The sequence below is a fragment of the Bacillus songklensis genome (genome assembly GCF_042649685.1).
GTDB lineage: Bacteria > Bacillota > Bacilli > Bacillales > Bacillaceae_H > Bacillus_BA > Bacillus_BA songklensis.
Genome location: NZ_JBHRZT010000028.1, coordinates 1 through 15,499, shown reverse-complemented (window position 1 = coordinate 15,499; position 15,499 = coordinate 1). Strand labels below are relative to the sequence as shown.

General features: G+C 38.6%; 15 protein-coding genes, 1 tRNA gene, 1 rRNA gene, 1 other RNA gene and 1 other annotated feature. Of the genes, 14 read left to right on the top strand and 4 right to left on the bottom strand.

Features of this window, described 5'->3' with window-relative positions; translation table 11 throughout:
• Window positions 1–98 (top strand): 5S ribosomal RNA (rrf, locus tag ACFOU2_RS07775); the annotation flags it as partial.
• A 16-nt stretch (window positions 99–114) separates the two neighbouring features.
• Here the strand turns inward: rrf and ACFOU2_RS07770 are convergent.
• Complete coding sequence (locus ACFOU2_RS07770; protein WP_377913908.1) at window positions 115–1,089, bottom strand: YaaC family protein; 975 nt, start codon at window positions 1,087–1,089, stop codon at window positions 115–117.
• Between the two features lie 116 nt (window positions 1,090–1,205).
• Here ACFOU2_RS07770 and guaB point away from each other — a divergent pair, with 116 nt between their 5' ends.
• From guaB to ACFOU2_RS07740, 6 genes are all read left to right on the top strand, one after another.
• A complete protein-coding gene (guaB, locus tag ACFOU2_RS07765; protein WP_377913906.1) occupies window positions 1,206–2,672 on the top strand; it encodes an IMP dehydrogenase in 1,467 nt (488 codons plus the stop codon).
• Window positions 2,673–2,816: 144 nt separating this feature from the next.
• Window positions 2,817–4,190, top strand: a complete 1,374-nt coding sequence (locus ACFOU2_RS07760) for a serine hydrolase (RefSeq protein WP_377913904.1) — start codon at window positions 2,817–2,819, stop codon at window positions 4,188–4,190.
• Between the two features lie 233 nt (window positions 4,191–4,423).
• A complete protein-coding gene (pdxS, locus tag ACFOU2_RS07755) occupies window positions 4,424–5,305 on the top strand; it encodes a pyridoxal 5'-phosphate synthase lyase subunit PdxS (RefSeq protein WP_377913902.1) in 882 nt (293 codons plus the stop codon).
• A 17-nt stretch (window positions 5,306–5,322) separates the two neighbouring features.
• Window positions 5,323–5,901, top strand: coding sequence for a pyridoxal 5'-phosphate synthase glutaminase subunit PdxT (gene pdxT, locus ACFOU2_RS07750; protein ID WP_377913900.1), 579 nt, complete (start codon window positions 5,323–5,325; stop codon window positions 5,899–5,901).
• 53 nt (window positions 5,902–5,954) lie between these two features.
• Window positions 5,955–6,179: a binding site (T-box leader), on the top strand.
• Between the two features lie 56 nt (window positions 6,180–6,235).
• Complete coding sequence (gene serS, locus ACFOU2_RS07745) at window positions 6,236–7,516, top strand: serine--tRNA ligase (protein WP_377913898.1); 1,281 nt, start codon at window positions 6,236–6,238, stop codon at window positions 7,514–7,516.
• A 121-nt stretch (window positions 7,517–7,637) separates the two neighbouring features.
• Window positions 7,638–7,730 (top strand) — tRNA-Ser (locus ACFOU2_RS07740).
• 110 nt (window positions 7,731–7,840) lie between these two features.
• Here the strand turns inward: ACFOU2_RS07740 and ACFOU2_RS07735 are convergent.
• The 3 genes from ACFOU2_RS07735 to ACFOU2_RS07725 all read right to left on the bottom strand — a co-directional run bounded on the left by ACFOU2_RS07735 (window position 7,841) and on the right by ACFOU2_RS07725 (window position 10,593).
• Entirely contained in the window at window positions 7,841–8,515 is a 675-nt protein-coding gene (locus tag ACFOU2_RS07735) for a deoxynucleoside kinase (protein WP_377913896.1), read from the bottom strand.
• Between the two features lie 5 nt (window positions 8,516–8,520).
• The gene (locus ACFOU2_RS07730) at window positions 8,521–9,153 is read right to left on the bottom strand and encodes a deoxynucleoside kinase (RefSeq protein ID WP_377913894.1); all 633 of its coding nucleotides are present in this window, start codon (window positions 9,151–9,153) and stop codon (window positions 8,521–8,523) included.
• A gap of 150 nt (window positions 9,154–9,303) precedes the next feature.
• Window positions 9,304–10,593: a LysM peptidoglycan-binding domain-containing protein gene (locus ACFOU2_RS07725; protein WP_377913892.1), complete on the bottom strand. Its 1,290-nt coding sequence runs from the start codon at window positions 10,591–10,593 to the stop codon at window positions 9,304–9,306.
• 268 nt (window positions 10,594–10,861) lie between these two features.
• Between ACFOU2_RS07725 and tadA the strand changes: the two genes are divergently transcribed.
• The 7 genes from tadA to ACFOU2_RS07690 all read left to right on the top strand — a co-directional run bounded on the left by tadA (window position 10,862) and on the right by ACFOU2_RS07690 (window position 15,133).
• Window positions 10,862–11,356, top strand: a complete 495-nt coding sequence (gene tadA, locus ACFOU2_RS07720; RefSeq protein WP_377913890.1) for a tRNA adenosine(34) deaminase TadA — start codon at window positions 10,862–10,864, stop codon at window positions 11,354–11,356.
• Between the two features lie 94 nt (window positions 11,357–11,450).
• Window positions 11,451–11,715, top strand: an RNA gene (gene ffs, locus ACFOU2_RS07715) — signal recognition particle sRNA large type.
• 160 nt (window positions 11,716–11,875) lie between these two features.
• Entirely contained in the window at window positions 11,876–13,561 is a 1,686-nt protein-coding gene (gene dnaX / locus ACFOU2_RS07710) for a DNA polymerase III subunit gamma/tau (protein ID WP_377913888.1), read from the top strand.
• 20 nt (window positions 13,562–13,581) lie between these two features.
• On the top strand, window positions 13,582–13,902 hold the full coding sequence (locus tag ACFOU2_RS07705) for a YbaB/EbfC family nucleoid-associated protein (RefSeq protein WP_377913886.1): 321 nt from the start codon (window positions 13,582–13,584) through the stop codon (window positions 13,900–13,902).
• A gap of 15 nt (window positions 13,903–13,917) precedes the next feature.
• Window positions 13,918–14,514: a recombination mediator RecR gene (recR, locus tag ACFOU2_RS07700; RefSeq protein ID WP_377913884.1), complete on the top strand. Its 597-nt coding sequence runs from the start codon at window positions 13,918–13,920 to the stop codon at window positions 14,512–14,514.
• A 21-nt stretch (window positions 14,515–14,535) separates the two neighbouring features.
• Window positions 14,536–14,757, top strand: coding sequence for a YaaL family protein (locus ACFOU2_RS07695; RefSeq protein ID WP_377913882.1), 222 nt, complete (start codon window positions 14,536–14,538; stop codon window positions 14,755–14,757).
• 115 nt (window positions 14,758–14,872) lie between these two features.
• On the top strand, window positions 14,873–15,133 hold the full coding sequence (locus ACFOU2_RS07690) for a pro-sigmaK processing inhibitor BofA family protein (protein WP_377913880.1): 261 nt from the start codon (window positions 14,873–14,875) through the stop codon (window positions 15,131–15,133).
• The last annotated feature ends 366 nt before the right edge of the window (window positions 15,134–15,499 follow it).

Genomic DNA, 15,499 nt, shown 5'->3' with positions numbered 1-15,499 from the left:
GAGGTCACACCCGTTCCCATGCCGAACACGGAAGTTAAGCTCTTCAGCGCCGATGGTAGTTGGGGGTCTCCCCCTGTGAGAGTAGGACGTCGCCAGGCAACAAAAAAAGACTAGTCAAATGACTAGTCTTTTTTTGTTTTCAAGAAAATCACTAAGAAGATAAGGAATTTTCTCACCGGAAATAGATAAAAACTTTGATATAAATGGAAAATCATTGGATGTATAAGTATGAAGTAACTCATACCACCACTCTGTTTCGTAGCGAGAAATCATGCTTAAATTATATAAAAGAAGATAATGACTAAGTATTTCAGGGAAATAATCAATCCGTTCCCGGTTAAAGGGAAAATAATATCCCTGGTCATAAAGATGATACATAAGCGGAGAACAAAAATTGAGGTCTATTTGTTGATCTAAGTAAAACATTAGGCAATCTCCTTCATTTCTTAGATGTTTGAAAGGAAGCCCCGTTTTCTCCTGTAAATATGTACAAAAACGATCTTGACTCATATGATATTGGTCTAAAACGAAATTTGGAAATTGAAAAGTGTCCTCTAAGCAAGTACTGATTTTAAAACATGTTGGCTCCTTTTGATATTCCATGAATAAAGAAGAAAGCTCTGGAATAAGGCTTAACAAATGAAACATAGAGTATTTATTCCCCTCTAATTGTTCCACGTGAAACATTACTTGGCCGATATGAGAAAATAAACCATGTTTTTGAACCTTTACTTCATCGTCTAAAAAGTCATAACTTTGTTTTTTTCTTTTTCTCGTCGAAACACCATGCGCAAGTACTGATGTGTTATGGGGATAATCACAATCAATTGTTAGCAGACAAGCCTTTAATAATTGAGTCATACCATAAAATAAAAGCATGGGTTTAATTGCTAAAGGAGCGTTAAATCCCACATTATAATAATTTTGACTGTGCTCCAGATAATATATAAATGGGTAACAATTTTCGAAACTTTTCTTTTCGGCTTCCGGCAAATCTTTTTCACGATAACAGTGATACAAATACTCTTGTGTGTAAGTTGCTGAATAGAAAGTGGAAAAAGAATCTTTTATATGGGGGATATTAAACAAATAGGAACACCTCTCAATTTTTCTAAATTGTCTAAATAATTAATGGTTATTGACATATAGCTGAATCAATTGTTAATCTACTAATAATATTTTGTCGCCTAGAGGAGGATTATATAATGTGGGAAACTAAATTTGCTAAAGAAGCTTTAACATTTGATGATGTATTACTCGTTCCTGCTAAATCAGAGGTATTGCCCAAGGATGTTGATTTAAGTGTTCAATTAACAGAAACATTAAAGCTAAACATTCCGCTTATTAGTGCAGGGATGGATACTGTAACAGAAGCAGACATGGCTATTTCTATGGCGAGGCAGGGCGGCTTAGGAATCATTCATAAAAACATGTCTATCGAGCAGCAAGCAGAACAGGTTGATAAAGTAAAACGTTCTGAGAGCGGGGTTATTACAGATCCATTTTTCCTCACTCCTCAACATCAAGTATTTGATGCGGAGCATTTAATGGGAAAATACCGTATCTCAGGGGTGCCAATTGTTAACAACGAAGAAGAACAAAAACTGGTAGGTATTATTACAAATCGTGATATGCGTTTTATTCAGGATTACTCAATTTCAATCTCTGATGTCATGACTAAAGAAAACCTTGTCACTGCAAAAGTTGGTACTACATTAGAAGAAGCTGAACAAATTCTTCAAAAACATAAAATCGAAAAGCTTCCTTTAGTCGATGAGCAAGGTGTATTAAAAGGACTTATTACGATTAAGGATATTGAAAAAGTCATTGAGTTTCCTCATTCAGCCAAAGATAAACAAGGCCGTTTACTTGTAGGGGCTGCAGTCGGGGTAACAAAAGATACAATGGTTCGTGTAGAAAAACTAGTCAAAGCTGGAGTGGATGCCATTGTAGTGGACACAGCGCATGGGCATTCACAAGGGGTTTTAGATACTGTTCGTAAGATTCGCGAGACTTATCCAAACTTAAACATTATCGCTGGGAATGTAGCAACAGGTGAGGGAACAAAAGCTTTAATTGAAGCAGGTGCTAATGTTGTTAAAGTAGGAATCGGGCCAGGCTCCATTTGTACAACCCGCGTAGTAGCCGGAGTTGGGGTTCCTCAAATTACTGCAGTATATGACTGTGCAACAGAGGCAAGAAAACATGGAGTGCCAATTATTGCAGATGGCGGAATCAAGTATTCAGGTGATATTGTAAAAGCATTGGCTGCAGGTGGACATGTAGTAATGCTTGGAAGCCTATTAGCAGGAACAACAGAAAGCCCAGGCGAAACAGAAATCTTCCAAGGCAGACGTTTTAAAGTATACCGTGGAATGGGATCTGTAGGAGCAATGGAACAAGGAAGTAAAGACCGTTATTTCCAAGAAGACAATAAAAAGTTTGTTCCAGAAGGAATTGAAGGCCGTGTTCCATACAAAGGGCCATTAGCTGATACCATTTACCAATTAATTGGTGGCTTGAGATCTGGTATGGGTTACTGTGGGACACAAAATTTAGAGGAGTTACGTGAAAAAGCACAATTCGTTCGTATGACAGGTGCAGGACTAAGAGAGAGTCACCCACATGATGTTCAAATTACAAAAGAGTCACCAAACTATTCAATGAGTTAATCTTCTATTACCAAGCATCTTTTACACTGTGTAAAAGATGCTTTTTTGTTTATTTTATCCATGTTTTCACAGAAAGGAACATTACTTCTTCATCTATTTTTTTATATTCCTATGTGTTAAAATAGCATTTATGTGAGTCTAATTATGGAGGGTTTAGGAGTGAAGAATCAGTTACGAAAACTATTAATCTTCAGTGTGTTATCTGCTGTACTGGTTGTGAGCTTGTTCACTTACACGCCACAGGCAAAAGCTGAAGAGAACTTTTTGAACATTGAATCGGACGCTGCCATCTTAGTTGAAGCAAAAACGGGAAAAATTCTTTTTGAGAAAAATGCGGATACGGTTTTAGGTATTGCCAGCATGACTAAAATGATGACAGAGTATCTGTTATTAGAAGCAATTAAGGAAAAACGAGTAAGTTGGGATCAAGAGTATACAGTGAGTGATTATGTATATAAGATTTCCCAGGATCGAGATTTATCAAACGTTCCTTTGCTTAAAGGCGAAAAGTACAGTGTTAAAGAGCTTTATGAAGCAATGGCTATTTATTCTGCGAATGGAGCAACAATTGCTGTTGCGGAAATACTAGCAGGTTCTGAAACAAATTTTATAAAGATGATGAATAAAAAAGCTGAGGAACTTGGTTTAGAAGATTACAAGTTTGTAAACTCAACTGGTTTGACCAACACATTATTAAAAGGCATGCATCCAAAAGGGACAGGTGCCAACGATGAAAACTTATTATCAGCGAGAGCAACAGCAAAATTAGCTTATCACTTGGTTAATGATTTTCCTGAAGTACTGGAAACTGCAAAAATTCCCAAAAAAATATTCAGAGAAGGAACCAAGTATGAAATTCAAATGGATAACTGGAATTGGATGCTGCCTAGTCTTGTTTATGGGTATGAAGGAGTAGACGGTTTAAAAACAGGTCATACGGATTTTGCCGGTTACTGTTTTACAGGAACTGCAAAGCGCGATGGAGTGCGCTATATTACAGTGGTGATGAATGCTAAGTCTAACGGCAAAAAATCATTTGAAGCTCGTTTTGAAGAAACAAGAAAATTACTAGACTATGCTTTTAGTAATTATCGTATGAAAGAGATTTTACCAGCTCATTATACATTTAAAAAACAATCGACAGTACCTGTTGTAAAAGGAAAAGAGAAAGAAGTGAAAATTTACACAGAAAAGCCGTTAAAGGTGCTAGTGAAACGTGGTGAGCAGAAGAGGTTCACTCCTTATCTAGAGCTGGATAAAAAAGCGTTGGATGAAAACGGCAAGTTAGCGGCTCCTTTTAAAGAGGGTACAAAAGTTGGTTCTGTTGGTGTCAAATATAAAGGCGAAGACCAGCTTGGCTACTTAACTAAAGAAGGAGAACAAGCAGCCGAAGTGGCTCTCGTTACAAAAGATGAAGTAGAAAAGGCAAATTGGTTTATTTTATCTATTCGCAGTATCGGCGGCTTTTTTGCCGATGTTTGGACAAGCGCTGCCAAGACGGTCAAAGGATGGTTTTAGGCTCTCTATCTAATAGAGAGCTCTTTTTTACACATTTTTAGGCATTATTTTGAATGAATTAAGCTATAAAAATGAATATTAAATATAGAAATAGGTTTTAGAAAACGCTAATTAAGCATATCTATATTCTTTTTTATAGGATTTGTTCAGAAAATAAGGTAAAATAAAAAAATGAAAAACATATAGAGCGAATTTTTTGCTCATATAAACACATCAATGAGGGGAGTACGAAAATGAATACAGGTACTGATCGCGTTAAACGTGGAATGGCAGAAATGCAAAAAGGCGGCGTTATTATGGACGTTGTCAATGCAGAACAAGCAAAGATTGCAGAAGAAGCAGGGGCGGTAGCCGTTATGGCATTAGAACGTGTTCCAGCTGACATTCGTGCAGCAGGCGGTGTTGCTCGTATGGCGGACCCGACAATCGTGGAAGAAGTTATGAATGCTGTTTCTATTCCTGTAATGGCTAAAGCACGTATTGGACATATCGTAGAAGCGCGTGTATTAGAAGCGCTTGGCGTTGACTATATTGATGAAAGTGAAGTATTAACTCCAGCGGATGAAGAATACCATCTTAATAAAAGCGTATTTACTGTACCATTTGTTTGTGGCTGCCGTGATTTAGGAGAAGCCGCTCGTCGTATTGGGGAGGGAGCATCTATGCTTCGCACTAAAGGGGAGCCGGGTACAGGTAACATTGTAGAAGCTGTTCGTCATATGAGAAAAGTCAACGCTCAAGTTCGTAAATTAGTAAGCATGAGTGAAGACGAAATCATGACAGAAGCAAAATTGTTAGGTGCACCTTATGAAATTTTGCTTCAAATCAAACGTGAAGGCCGTTTACCAGTTGTTAACTTTGCAGCAGGCGGCGTAGCTACACCAGCTGATGCAGCATTAATGATGCAATTAGGTGCTGATGGTGTATTCGTAGGCTCCGGTATCTTCAAATCAGAAAATCCTGCGAAATTTGCCCGCGCTATTGTAGAAGCGACAACTCATTATGAAGACTATGAGTTAATCGCTCAGCTTTCTAAAGGCTTAGGAACAGCTATGAAAGGAATTGAAATTTCAACTTTACTTCCAGAACACCGTATGCAAGAGCGCGGTTGGTAATTGAAAGGGTTGTACAAATGGTGAAGGTTGGAGTTCTTGGATTACAAGGAGCAGTTCGTGAGCATATATGGGCTGTAGAAGCTGCTGGTGCAGAAGCTGTTGTCATAAAAAAAGTGGAACAATTAGAGAACCTCGATGGTTTGATTCTCCCAGGTGGGGAAAGTACTACGATGCGCCGATTAATTGATAAATACAACTTTATGCAGCCACTACGTGATTTTGCGGCAGCTGGCAAGCCTATGTTTGGGACATGCGCAGGTCTTATTTTATTGGCAAATAATCTCGTCGGATATGAAGAACCACACCTTGGTGTTATGGACATTACAGTTGAGCGAAATTCATTCGGACGCCAGCGAGAAAGCTTTGAAGCAAAACTCGCTATTAAAGGTGTAGCCGATGACTTTATCGGTGTGTTCATCCGAGCTCCTCACATTGTTAGTGTGGGAGATGGTGTCGAGGTTCTCTCAGAGCATGATGGACGCATTGTAGCAGCGAGACAAGGTCAATTTTTAGGGTGCTCATTCCATCCTGAATTAACAGAAGACCATCGTATGGCTCAATATTTTGTGAATATGGTCAAAGAATTAAAGGCATAAAACGGTTGCATCTTGTAAAAACTTATAGTAAATTATGTAGTATTAAAATATATGTAAAAGCGATGAGAGGAACTAGTAGCAAGATATCTTTCCTGTAGAGAGTCGATGGCTGGTGAGAATCGATGGCAAGATCTTGTGAATCCATCCTCGAGCAAGTTGCTGAACAACAGCCGTTTAGTAGGCAATTTCGGTGTAAAACCGTTATCAGTGTAAGCTGGAAAGCAATCAAGGATTGTTTTCAATTAGGGTGGCAACGCGGGTAAACTCTCGTCCCTATCTATAGGGATGGGGGTTTTTTTATTTGCCCTTATACATATGTTCAAGGAGGTATAGTATGCTGGATTTGAAATTTTTGCGTGCCAATTTTGCTGAAGTAAAAGAAAAAATGAAATTTAGAGGAGAAGATTTAACGGATTTAGGTCAATTTGAAGAGCTAGATCAAAAAAGAAGAGAGCTTATTACCCAAACAGAAGAGTTAAAAAGCAAACGTAATGAAGTTTCTCAACAAGTAGCCATGTTAAAAAGGGAAAAAAAAGATGCTGATCACCTTATTTCAGAAATGAGACAAGTGGGAGATCGTATTAAAGTGTTGGATGAGGAGCTTCGCACAGTAGAAGAAGCCTTAGAAAAACTGTTATTATCTATCCCTAACATTCCTCATGAAAGTGTACCCGTTGGAGAGACTGAAGATGATAATGTAGAAGTTCGCAAATGGGGAGAAGTACGCCAGTTTGAATTCGAACCAAAACCACATTGGGACATTGCAACAGACCTCGATATTTTGGATTTTGAACGCGCTGGAAAAGTGACAGGAAGCCGCTTTGTATTTTATAAAGGATTAGGAGCAAGATTAGAACGGGCATTGATTAATTTTATGTTAGACCTTCATGTAGAAGAGCATGGATATGAGGAAGTATTACCTCCTTATATGGTAAATCGCACAAGCATGACGGGGACAGGCCAGCTTCCAAAATTTGAGGAAGATGCGTTTCGAATCGAATCTGAAGATTATTTCTTGATTCCAACAGCGGAAGTGCCTGTTACTAATTTACATCGTGACGAAATTTTAAATGGAGATCAGCTTCCAATTACTTATGCTGCTTACAGTGCATGCTTCCGTTCAGAAGCTGGTTCAGCTGGCCGTGATACGAGAGGGCTTATCCGTCAGCATCAATTCAACAAGGTAGAGTTAGTTCGTTTTGTTAAACCTGAAGACTCTTACGATGAATTAGAAAAATTAACGGGGCATGCAGAAAAAGTATTACAGCTATTGGGATTACCTTATCGTGTCATGAGCATGTGCACAGGAGATTTAGGCTTTACTGCCGCCAAGAAATATGACATCGAAGTATGGATTCCAAGCTATAACACATATCGTGAAATTTCCTCTTGTTCAAATTTTGAAGGATTCCAGGCACGTCGTGCGAACATCCGTTTTAGAAGAGAAATAAATGCAAAGCCAGAGCATGTGCATACTTTAAATGGCTCAGGTTTGGCAATTGGTCGTACGGTTGCTGCTATCTTAGAAAATTATCAGCAAGAAGATGGTTCTGTGGTAATTCCAGAAGTTCTTCGACCATATATGAGGAATAAAGAAGTATTGAAAGGGAAATAATAAAATGGGGTCTTCATGACCCTTTTTTATTATTTCAAAAATGTTAGATAAAAACTTTGATAAAATACACATAGATGTTGACATGTATTTTTTTATATGATATATTTTTATTTGTCGATACGGAGGAATACCCAAGTCCGGCTGAAGGGATCGGTCTTGAAAACCGACAGGGGTGTCAAAGCCCGCGGGGGTTCGAATCCCTCTTCCTCCGCCATACAAATGACATTAATTAACCTAGCGCAAATAAAATTGGAGATTGAAAAATCGTTACTGAAAAGTAACGATTTTTTATTTAAAAAACCTTCCCACGGGAAGGTTTTTTGTTTATCTTCTTCTTTTTAATTTCTCACTATGCTCGAGAAAACGTGATACTTTCTCAACGATTGGTTCAATGGAGGATTTATCCTGTATAATATCATATTCATTGATATTTAAACGTAATACAGGGCAGGCATTGAAGCTGTTAATCCAATTTTCATATCGTTCATGCATCTCTCTCCAATACTCGATGGGGGTTTGCTGCTCCATCGGTCTTCCGCGTTCTCGAATGCGATCTAAAATATCGTCAAAGCTTCCTTCCAGGTAAATCAATAAATCCGGATGTGGGAAATAGGGGGTCATAACCATGGCTTGAAACAGACTTGTATATGTTTCATAATCAACTGGGGACATTGTACCCTTTTCGAAGTGCATTTTGGCAAAAATGCCTGTATCTTCATAAATAGAACGGTCCTGTACGAAGCCGCCGCCGTATTCAAAAATCTTCTTTTGTTCTTTAAAGCGTTCTGCTAAAAAATAAATTTGCAAATGAAAGCTCCAGCGTTCAAAATCAGCATAAAATTGATCCAAATATGGATTCGTTTCTACTTTTTCAAACGAAGTTCGAAATCCAAGCGCCTCTGCCAGTGCGTTAGTCATAGTGGATTTTCCTACGCCGACTGTTCCTGCAATGGTCAGGACAGCATCGCTTGGAATGTTATATTTCTTGCGTAAGTCCATTAGTGTTAGCTCCTTCTGTGGATAATATCATATACTTTACTTAAAATAAGATCTAAGTGGTGGGGATTTTGAACAAAGTCAAGTTCATCTCCATTAAAGCGTAATACTTTAACGTCCGGATTCATCTTTTCAAACTGTTCCATTGCCATTTCATAATCATTCTTCAGTTGAAGCAAATAGGCTGGATCCATGTTCTTTTCAATTTCCCTGCCCCGCAACTCAATTCTCTTTAATAAAGTTTCCAAGCTTGCATTTAAATAAATAACTAGATTAGGAGCAGGCATGCCTTCTGTTAGGATATGATAGATTTTTACGTATTTTCCGTATTGATCGCTTTTTAAGGTGCGTTCTGCAAAGATCATATTTTTCATGATATGGTAATCCGCAACGACCGACTTTTGTTGTTTTAAATATAAATGATGAATGTCCTCCAATTGCTTATAACGGTTGCATAAGAAAAACATCTCCGTTTGGAAGCTCCACTCTTCGATATCTGTATAAAATTTACCGAGAAACGGATTCTCATCTACAATTTCTTTTAATAAGTGAAATTGAAAATGTGAAGCAATCGCTTTTGCCAGTGAGGTTTTGCCAACACCGATTGGTCCTTCTACCGCAATAAAAGGGGTTTCTCCCACTTTGTGTTCCTCCTTTATGACACATTTCACGTCCCAGAACAGACAGAGATTATTTTAACACAATCAAAAGGAAAAGGGAGATGTTCAGTAAAAAAGAAATATGCATATATGTTTTAATATGGAAAAAAGAGATAGCCCGTTAGAAATGGGCTATCTCTTTTTAATGACATTGAAGTTATCTTGGATTAAAAGCCAGTTTTGAGGAAAAGGGAGTCCTAATTTCCAATACGCCATTCCTCTTAAATTCAGCTCTTTTAAGAGGTTGAATTTTGCTTGGATCGAGCGGGCATCTTCAAACCAGACAACATGTTCTTTCCCGTTTTCATCGCGGTAATTGAAATGGGGGGCTTGAGCCTTCGAATCATATTCAATAGGGACATTATAGCGATAAGCGAGCTCAATGGACCGTTGGGGACTTAATGCCTTGGCATATTGCCCTCCCGGAACATAAGGTAATGTCCAGTCATAGCCGTATAGATTTTGCCCCATCATAATTTTAGTGCTCGGAATCTCGGTAACAGCGTATTCCAGGACTTTACGAACAGGACCTATCGGGGAAACAGCCATTGGGGGACCCCCGCTATATCCCCATTCATATGTCATAATGACGACAAAATCGGCTATCTCTCCAATGCCTCGATAATCATGGGCCTCATACCATCTTCCTTTTTGTCCTCTGCTTGTTTTAGGAGCTAACGCAACAGACATGAAATATCCTTCCTGTTTGAGCCTTGCTTTTGCTCTTCTAAGGAAATTAAGATAGGCTTCCTGGTCTTCAGGCCTTAAGTATTCGAAATCAAACGCAATTTCGGTGAAGTTATTTCTTTTAGCGGTAGAGATAATGTTATTTAATAAATTATTCTCAATGATAGGCTCGTTTAAAATGATTCTTCCAAGTTCATCACTGAAAGCCCCATTCTCAATATTTGTTACAACCATTGAAAAGCTGACATTATTTTGATCGGAGATTTGCTGCAAGTTGTTGAGATTTGGTTCTTTTAGGGAGCCATCCCTTCTTACTTCAAAATTTGCAGCTCCCAAGTAAGTTAAGTATTTAGCGTTTTTTCTAATTAAATTTTCTACTGACGGGGTAATAGTTCTGGCGCTTGCTTCTACATATCCATAAAATTCAGCGTTTCTTTTAGGGCTTGGAGGGATATATAATCTCGTTCCCGGTGTAAGCCGCTGAGTAACTGAGATATTATTAACAGTAGCCAGCTTCTGGTAGCTTATATTAAATTTTCGTCCAATTTCCCATAAGGTATCACCAGGCTGTACAAAATAATATCTGCCTTCAATAGGGATGACAAGCGCCTGGCCTATTACGAGTCGATTGGGATCAGGGAGCTCGTTGGCTTGGGCGATAAGCTGCGGTGTAGTGTTATAGGCCTGCGCTATCCCGTAAATGCTTTGTCCCGGCCTTACCACGTGGATTTGCATAAAATTTAAATCCTCCTGTCATAAAACACTTATTCACTTTACCATTCTATGACGAGAGAAAAAACACATGAATTAATTTATATAATATGTATAGGAGGAGGTTTTAGCTTGTAAAACATTCCTCATCATTCTTAAAGTAAATTCATTATCTTCTCTGACATTGGATGCAATATAATCAGATGGGATGATCAATTGATATTCATGCTATTACCTAAGAAAGGGACAGATTATTTTCGGGAAATATTTGGATAGATAGGATTGAGATAAAATGAATGAACAAGATCATTATTATATGAGTATGGCAATAGAAGAAGCGAAAAAAGCAGAAGCCATAATGGAAGTACCTATTGGGGCTATCATTGTACAAAATGGTGAGGTCATAGCAAGGGGACATAATATGAGAGAAACGGAACAGAGGTCTATTGCTCATGCGGAACTGTTGGCCATTGATAAAGCTTGTAAAAAACTGGGGACATGGCGTTTAGAGGAGTCAACTTTATATGTGACACTAGAACCGTGCCCGATGTGTGCAGGTGCTATTGTTTTATCAAGAGTAAAACGGGTAGTTTTTGGTGCTTATGACCCTAAAGGCGGATGTGCGGGTACTCTGATGAACCTCCTGACTGAAGAAAAATTTAATCACCAAGCAGAGGTAGAAGGAGGGGTATTAGAGGAGGAATGCGGAGAATTACTAACTAATTTTTTTAGGAAAATTAGAGCAGAGAAAAAGAAGAAAAAACAAGCATCACAGGACTTACAGTAATTTACAGTTAATATCCGTTGCATTTTAGGACAAAAACCCTTATACTTGAAAATGCATCGACTGAGATGCACAATTAAATTAGGTTTCAACTTTGCCGTGCTAAGTGGGGAGGTAGCGGTGCCCTGTACTCGCAATCCGCTCTAGCGAGACCGAATCCCTTCTAGAGGCTAGTATACTGTAGGGCCTGACCTAAGTAAGTGGTGTTGACGTCTGGGTCCTGCGCAATGGGAATCTGTGAACCCTGTCAGGTCCGGAAGGAAGCAGCAGTAAGCAGAAGCTCTCATGTGCCGCAGGGCAGCCTAGACCGAGCTAACTGCTTGGGTAACGCCTAGGGTAGCTAATCGACGGAAGGTGCACGGCAGTTTATTTATACATATATGCACGCTAAGCCTGCTCAAATGAGTGGGTTTTTTGTTTAGGTGCCATTTTTCAAACATGATATAATACATTTTTGGAAAAGCCTTATGGTTTAAGATATAATAAAACTATTAGCGAATTGAAGATGAAGGAGGGTGTAGGATGGCTTATCAGGCCTTGTATCGCGTTTATCGACCTCAAAAATTTGAAGATGTAGTAGGCCAAACCCATATCATCAAGACATTGCAAAATGCCCTGCTTCAAGAAAAGTTCTCCCACGCTTATCTTTTTTCAGGTCCAAGGGGTACAGGGAAAACGACCGCTGCCAAGATTTTATCTAAAGCAGTAAACTGCGAAAAAGCTCCTACAGCTGAACCTTGTAATGAATGTGCCGCTTGTCGTGGGATTATGGACGGGTCAATATCGGATGTCATTGAAATCGATGCCGCTTCTAACAACGGTGTAGATGAAATTCGGGATATAAGAGATAAAGTAAAGTATGCACCTAGTGCCGTGAAATACAAAGTATATATTATTGATGAGGTTCACATGCTTTCAATTGGCGCTTTTAATGCTTTATTAAAGACCTTAGAAGAGCCGCCGGGACATGTTATTTTTATTTTAGCGACAACTGAACCTCATAAAATCCCTTTAACGATCATCTCAAGATGTCAACGTTTTGACTTCAAACGTATTGCTCCGGATGATATGGTACCCCGTATGAAAAACATTCTTTCCTCTCAGCAAGTATCTGCCCAGGAAGAAGCGCTATATGCGGTTGCTAAAGTGGCAGAAGGTGGGATGAGGGATGCGCTGAGCTTATTAGACCAAGCTATTTCATACAGCGAAGAAACTGTAATGTTAGAAGATGTTTTATCCATCACGGGGGCTGTTTCCCAAGAGTTTTTATTACAAGCAGCAAGAGCAGTATATGAACAAAACGTTGTGGGGGCACTTGATGCGGTGGACAATTTAATTCGCAACGGTAAAGATCCTTTGAGGTTTGTAGAGGACTTAATTTTCTACTATCGGGACTTACTTCTTTATCAGTCGGGTGTCCACAATCCCGATTTATTGGAACGCGCAATCGTCAATGAGGAGTTCAAGCAGTTGAGTGAGAAGATTTCAGCCGATTTTATTCATGAAGTGATTCACAAACTCAACCAGGCCCAGCAAGAAATGAAATGGACCAATCACCCAAGAGTGTTATTAGAAGTTGCTTTAGTGAAACTTTGTCAACATCAGGTGAAACAAGAGAATGCCAATATAGCTCCCTTGATGCAAAAAATTGCGGATTTAGAGAATCAACTCCAAAAGATTAAAGAGAACGGGATAATACTTGAAAGAGGGGGAGCAGGCGATTCGGCAACGCCGGAGAAAAAAGCCTCCCGACAAATAAGGAACGCTTATAAAGTTCCAACGGGAAAAATTCATGAAATCCTAAAAGTTGCAAAAAGAAAAGATTTGGAGAATATAAAAAGAGCCTGGCCGGAGCTTTTAGAAGCGTTAAAGCAACAAAACAAGGCTTCTCATGCTGCACTCTTGTTAAACAGTGAACCGGTTGCTTCTTCCGATAAGGATTTTATCTTAAAGTTTAAATATGAAATTCATTGTAAGATGGCAGCGGAAAATAATAATAATGTACGTGATAACTTGGAAAATATTTTATATACTTTAATTGGCAAGAGACTAGAGATGACTGCCATCCCGGATAGTGAATGGGAAAAGGTTAGAGAAGAGTTTCTTGTTGGGCAACGTGGTGATGAAACACAGCAAAAAGAAGAGGAACCTTTAATTGCTGAGGCAAAAAAGCTATTTGGCACGGAGCTCATTGAGATACAAGAGTAAAAATTAAGGAGGAAAAAACAATGATGCGTGGAATGGGAAATATGCAAAAAATGATGAAGCAAATGCAAAAAATGCAAAAGGATATGCAAAAAGCTCAAGAGGAATTAGCGGCAAAAACAGTTGAAGGTACAGCTGGCGGCGGTATGGTTACTGTTCTTGTAAATGGAAACAAAGAAGTGCTAGAAGTGAAAATTAAAGAAGAGGTAGTGGACCCGGAAGATATCGAAATGCTGCAAGACCTTGTCTTGGCTGCTACAAATGATGCATTGAAGAAAATGGATGAAATCACAAACGATACGATGGGGAAATTCACTCAAGGGTTGAATATTCCAGGCCTCTAATAGGAGGAAATTTGCATGCGTTATCCTGAACCTATATCTAAACTGATAGAAAGTTTCATGAAATTGCCAGGAATCGGTCCAAAAACAGCCGTTCGTCTGGCTTTTTTTGTATTGACCATGAAAGAAGATACGGTGTTGGACTTTGCAAAGGCACTTGTTAATGCGAAACGAAATTTAACATATTGTTCTGTTTGCGGACATATTACAGATCAAGATCCTTGTTATATTTGTGATGATCCTAGAAGGGATGGCAGTGTTATCTGTGTGGTGCAAGATCCAAAAGATGTTATTGCCATGGAAAAGATGAAGGAATACCGAGGGGTGTATCATGTGCTGCATGGAGCGATTTCTCCAATGGATGGAATTGGACCGGAGGACATCAAAATACCTGATTTGTTAAAAAGGCTGCAGGATGATACAGTTCAAGAAGTAATTTTGGCAACCAACCCGAATATTGAGGGAGAAGCTACGGCTATGTATATATCAAGATTGCTCAAACCAACTGGAATTACTATTACAAGAATTGCCCATGGACTTCCGGTGGGGGGAGATCTAGAATATGCAGACGAAGTAACTTTGTCTAAAGCATTAGAAGGCAGAAGAAAGCTATAAAGATGATGAGGTTAAATGAAGATGCTTTTTAAAAGAAAAGGATGGCTAAAAAAAGAGTTCGATGAACAACTGCTAACAACATTTATCAATGTAAAAAATGATTGGCTAAAACAAACAAATCTTATTGAAAAAAGTGTGGATCCTTCTGACGAAGTGTTATTGAGCGTAAAAGTAGCGAAGGCGAAGTATCTATATTTGTTGAAGGAAGCTAAAAAAAGAAACATCTCAATTGGAAAGATATAAAGAGGATAAGAAAAGAGGAGGCGGTCCCCATACCGTCTCCTCTTTTTAAAGTTCTTTTTTTTAAAAGGAAAGCATAAGCTTGTATTAGTTAAAGCCAAAAGGGTGGGAGAGAAAAGTGGAGCCTATTTTTGTGGTTTTGTTAATAAGCGGATTGATTGTTTTCTTGTTATTAGCTGGAGGAGGAAATATGATTCGATTTATAGGACAAGGGATGATTAAAATGGTAATAGGAGCCCTTCTTTTATTTTTTGTGAATGCGTTTGGAGGGCAGTTAGATATTCATGTACCTATCAATATTATTACAGCTGGAGTTTCGGGCTTTTTAGGAGTATTTGGAGTAGCAGCATTAGTCATTATCGATTTCTTTATTCTGTGAAGACAAGCTATAAAGTTTGTCTTTTTTATTGTAGAGAGAAAAGGGTTTACTTGTAGAAAAATTGTATTAAACTAATTAAAGGATATGGTGAATCCTTTTCGAAACTTTTTTCAAAAAGTTATTGACCGTATATGTTTATCATGGTATATTTATATTCGTCGCTGAGATGAAAGCGAAAAACGAAGTAAGAGAAGAAAAAAATAAAAAAAGTGTTGACAAGTGATTGGTGTATTGATAAAATAAAAAAGTCGCTTTGAGACAAAGAGGTTCTTTGAAAACTGAACAAACAAACGTCAACGTTAATTCTTTTTATTAGAGTAAGGAACATCGACTAAGAACGTCACGTCCTGTGACAACGTCGATGTC

Excerpts from the sequence above, each read along its gene's own strand:
- serS (WP_377913898.1), top strand. The coding sequence starts at position 6,236 with ATGCTGGATTTGAAATTTTTGCGTGCCAATTTTGCTGAAGTAAAAGAA.
- ACFOU2_RS07760 (WP_377913904.1), top strand. The coding sequence starts at position 2,817 with ATGGAGGGTTTAGGAGTGAAGAATCAGTTACGAAAACTATTAATCTTC.
- dnaX (WP_377913888.1), top strand. The coding sequence starts at position 11,876 with ATGGCTTATCAGGCCTTGTATCGCGTTTATCGACCTCAAAAATTTGAA.
- ACFOU2_RS07725 (WP_377913892.1), bottom strand. The coding sequence starts at position 10,593 with ATGCAAATCCACGTGGTAAGGCCGGGACAAAGCATTTACGGGATAGCG.
- guaB (WP_377913906.1), top strand. The coding sequence starts at position 1,206 with ATGTGGGAAACTAAATTTGCTAAAGAAGCTTTAACATTTGATGATGTA.
- ACFOU2_RS07695 (WP_377913882.1), top strand. The coding sequence starts at position 14,536 with ATGCTTTTTAAAAGAAAAGGATGGCTAAAAAAAGAGTTCGATGAACAA.
- recR (WP_377913884.1), top strand. The coding sequence starts at position 13,918 with ATGCGTTATCCTGAACCTATATCTAAACTGATAGAAAGTTTCATGAAA.
- tadA (WP_377913890.1), top strand. The coding sequence starts at position 10,862 with ATGAATGAACAAGATCATTATTATATGAGTATGGCAATAGAAGAAGCG.
- pdxT (WP_377913900.1), top strand. The coding sequence starts at position 5,323 with ATGGTGAAGGTTGGAGTTCTTGGATTACAAGGAGCAGTTCGTGAGCAT.
- ACFOU2_RS07735 (WP_377913896.1), bottom strand. The coding sequence starts at position 8,515 with ATGGACTTACGCAAGAAATATAACATTCCAAGCGATGCTGTCCTGACC.
- pdxS (WP_377913902.1), top strand. The coding sequence starts at position 4,424 with ATGAATACAGGTACTGATCGCGTTAAACGTGGAATGGCAGAAATGCAA.
- ACFOU2_RS07705 (WP_377913886.1), top strand. The coding sequence starts at position 13,582 with ATGATGCGTGGAATGGGAAATATGCAAAAAATGATGAAGCAAATGCAA.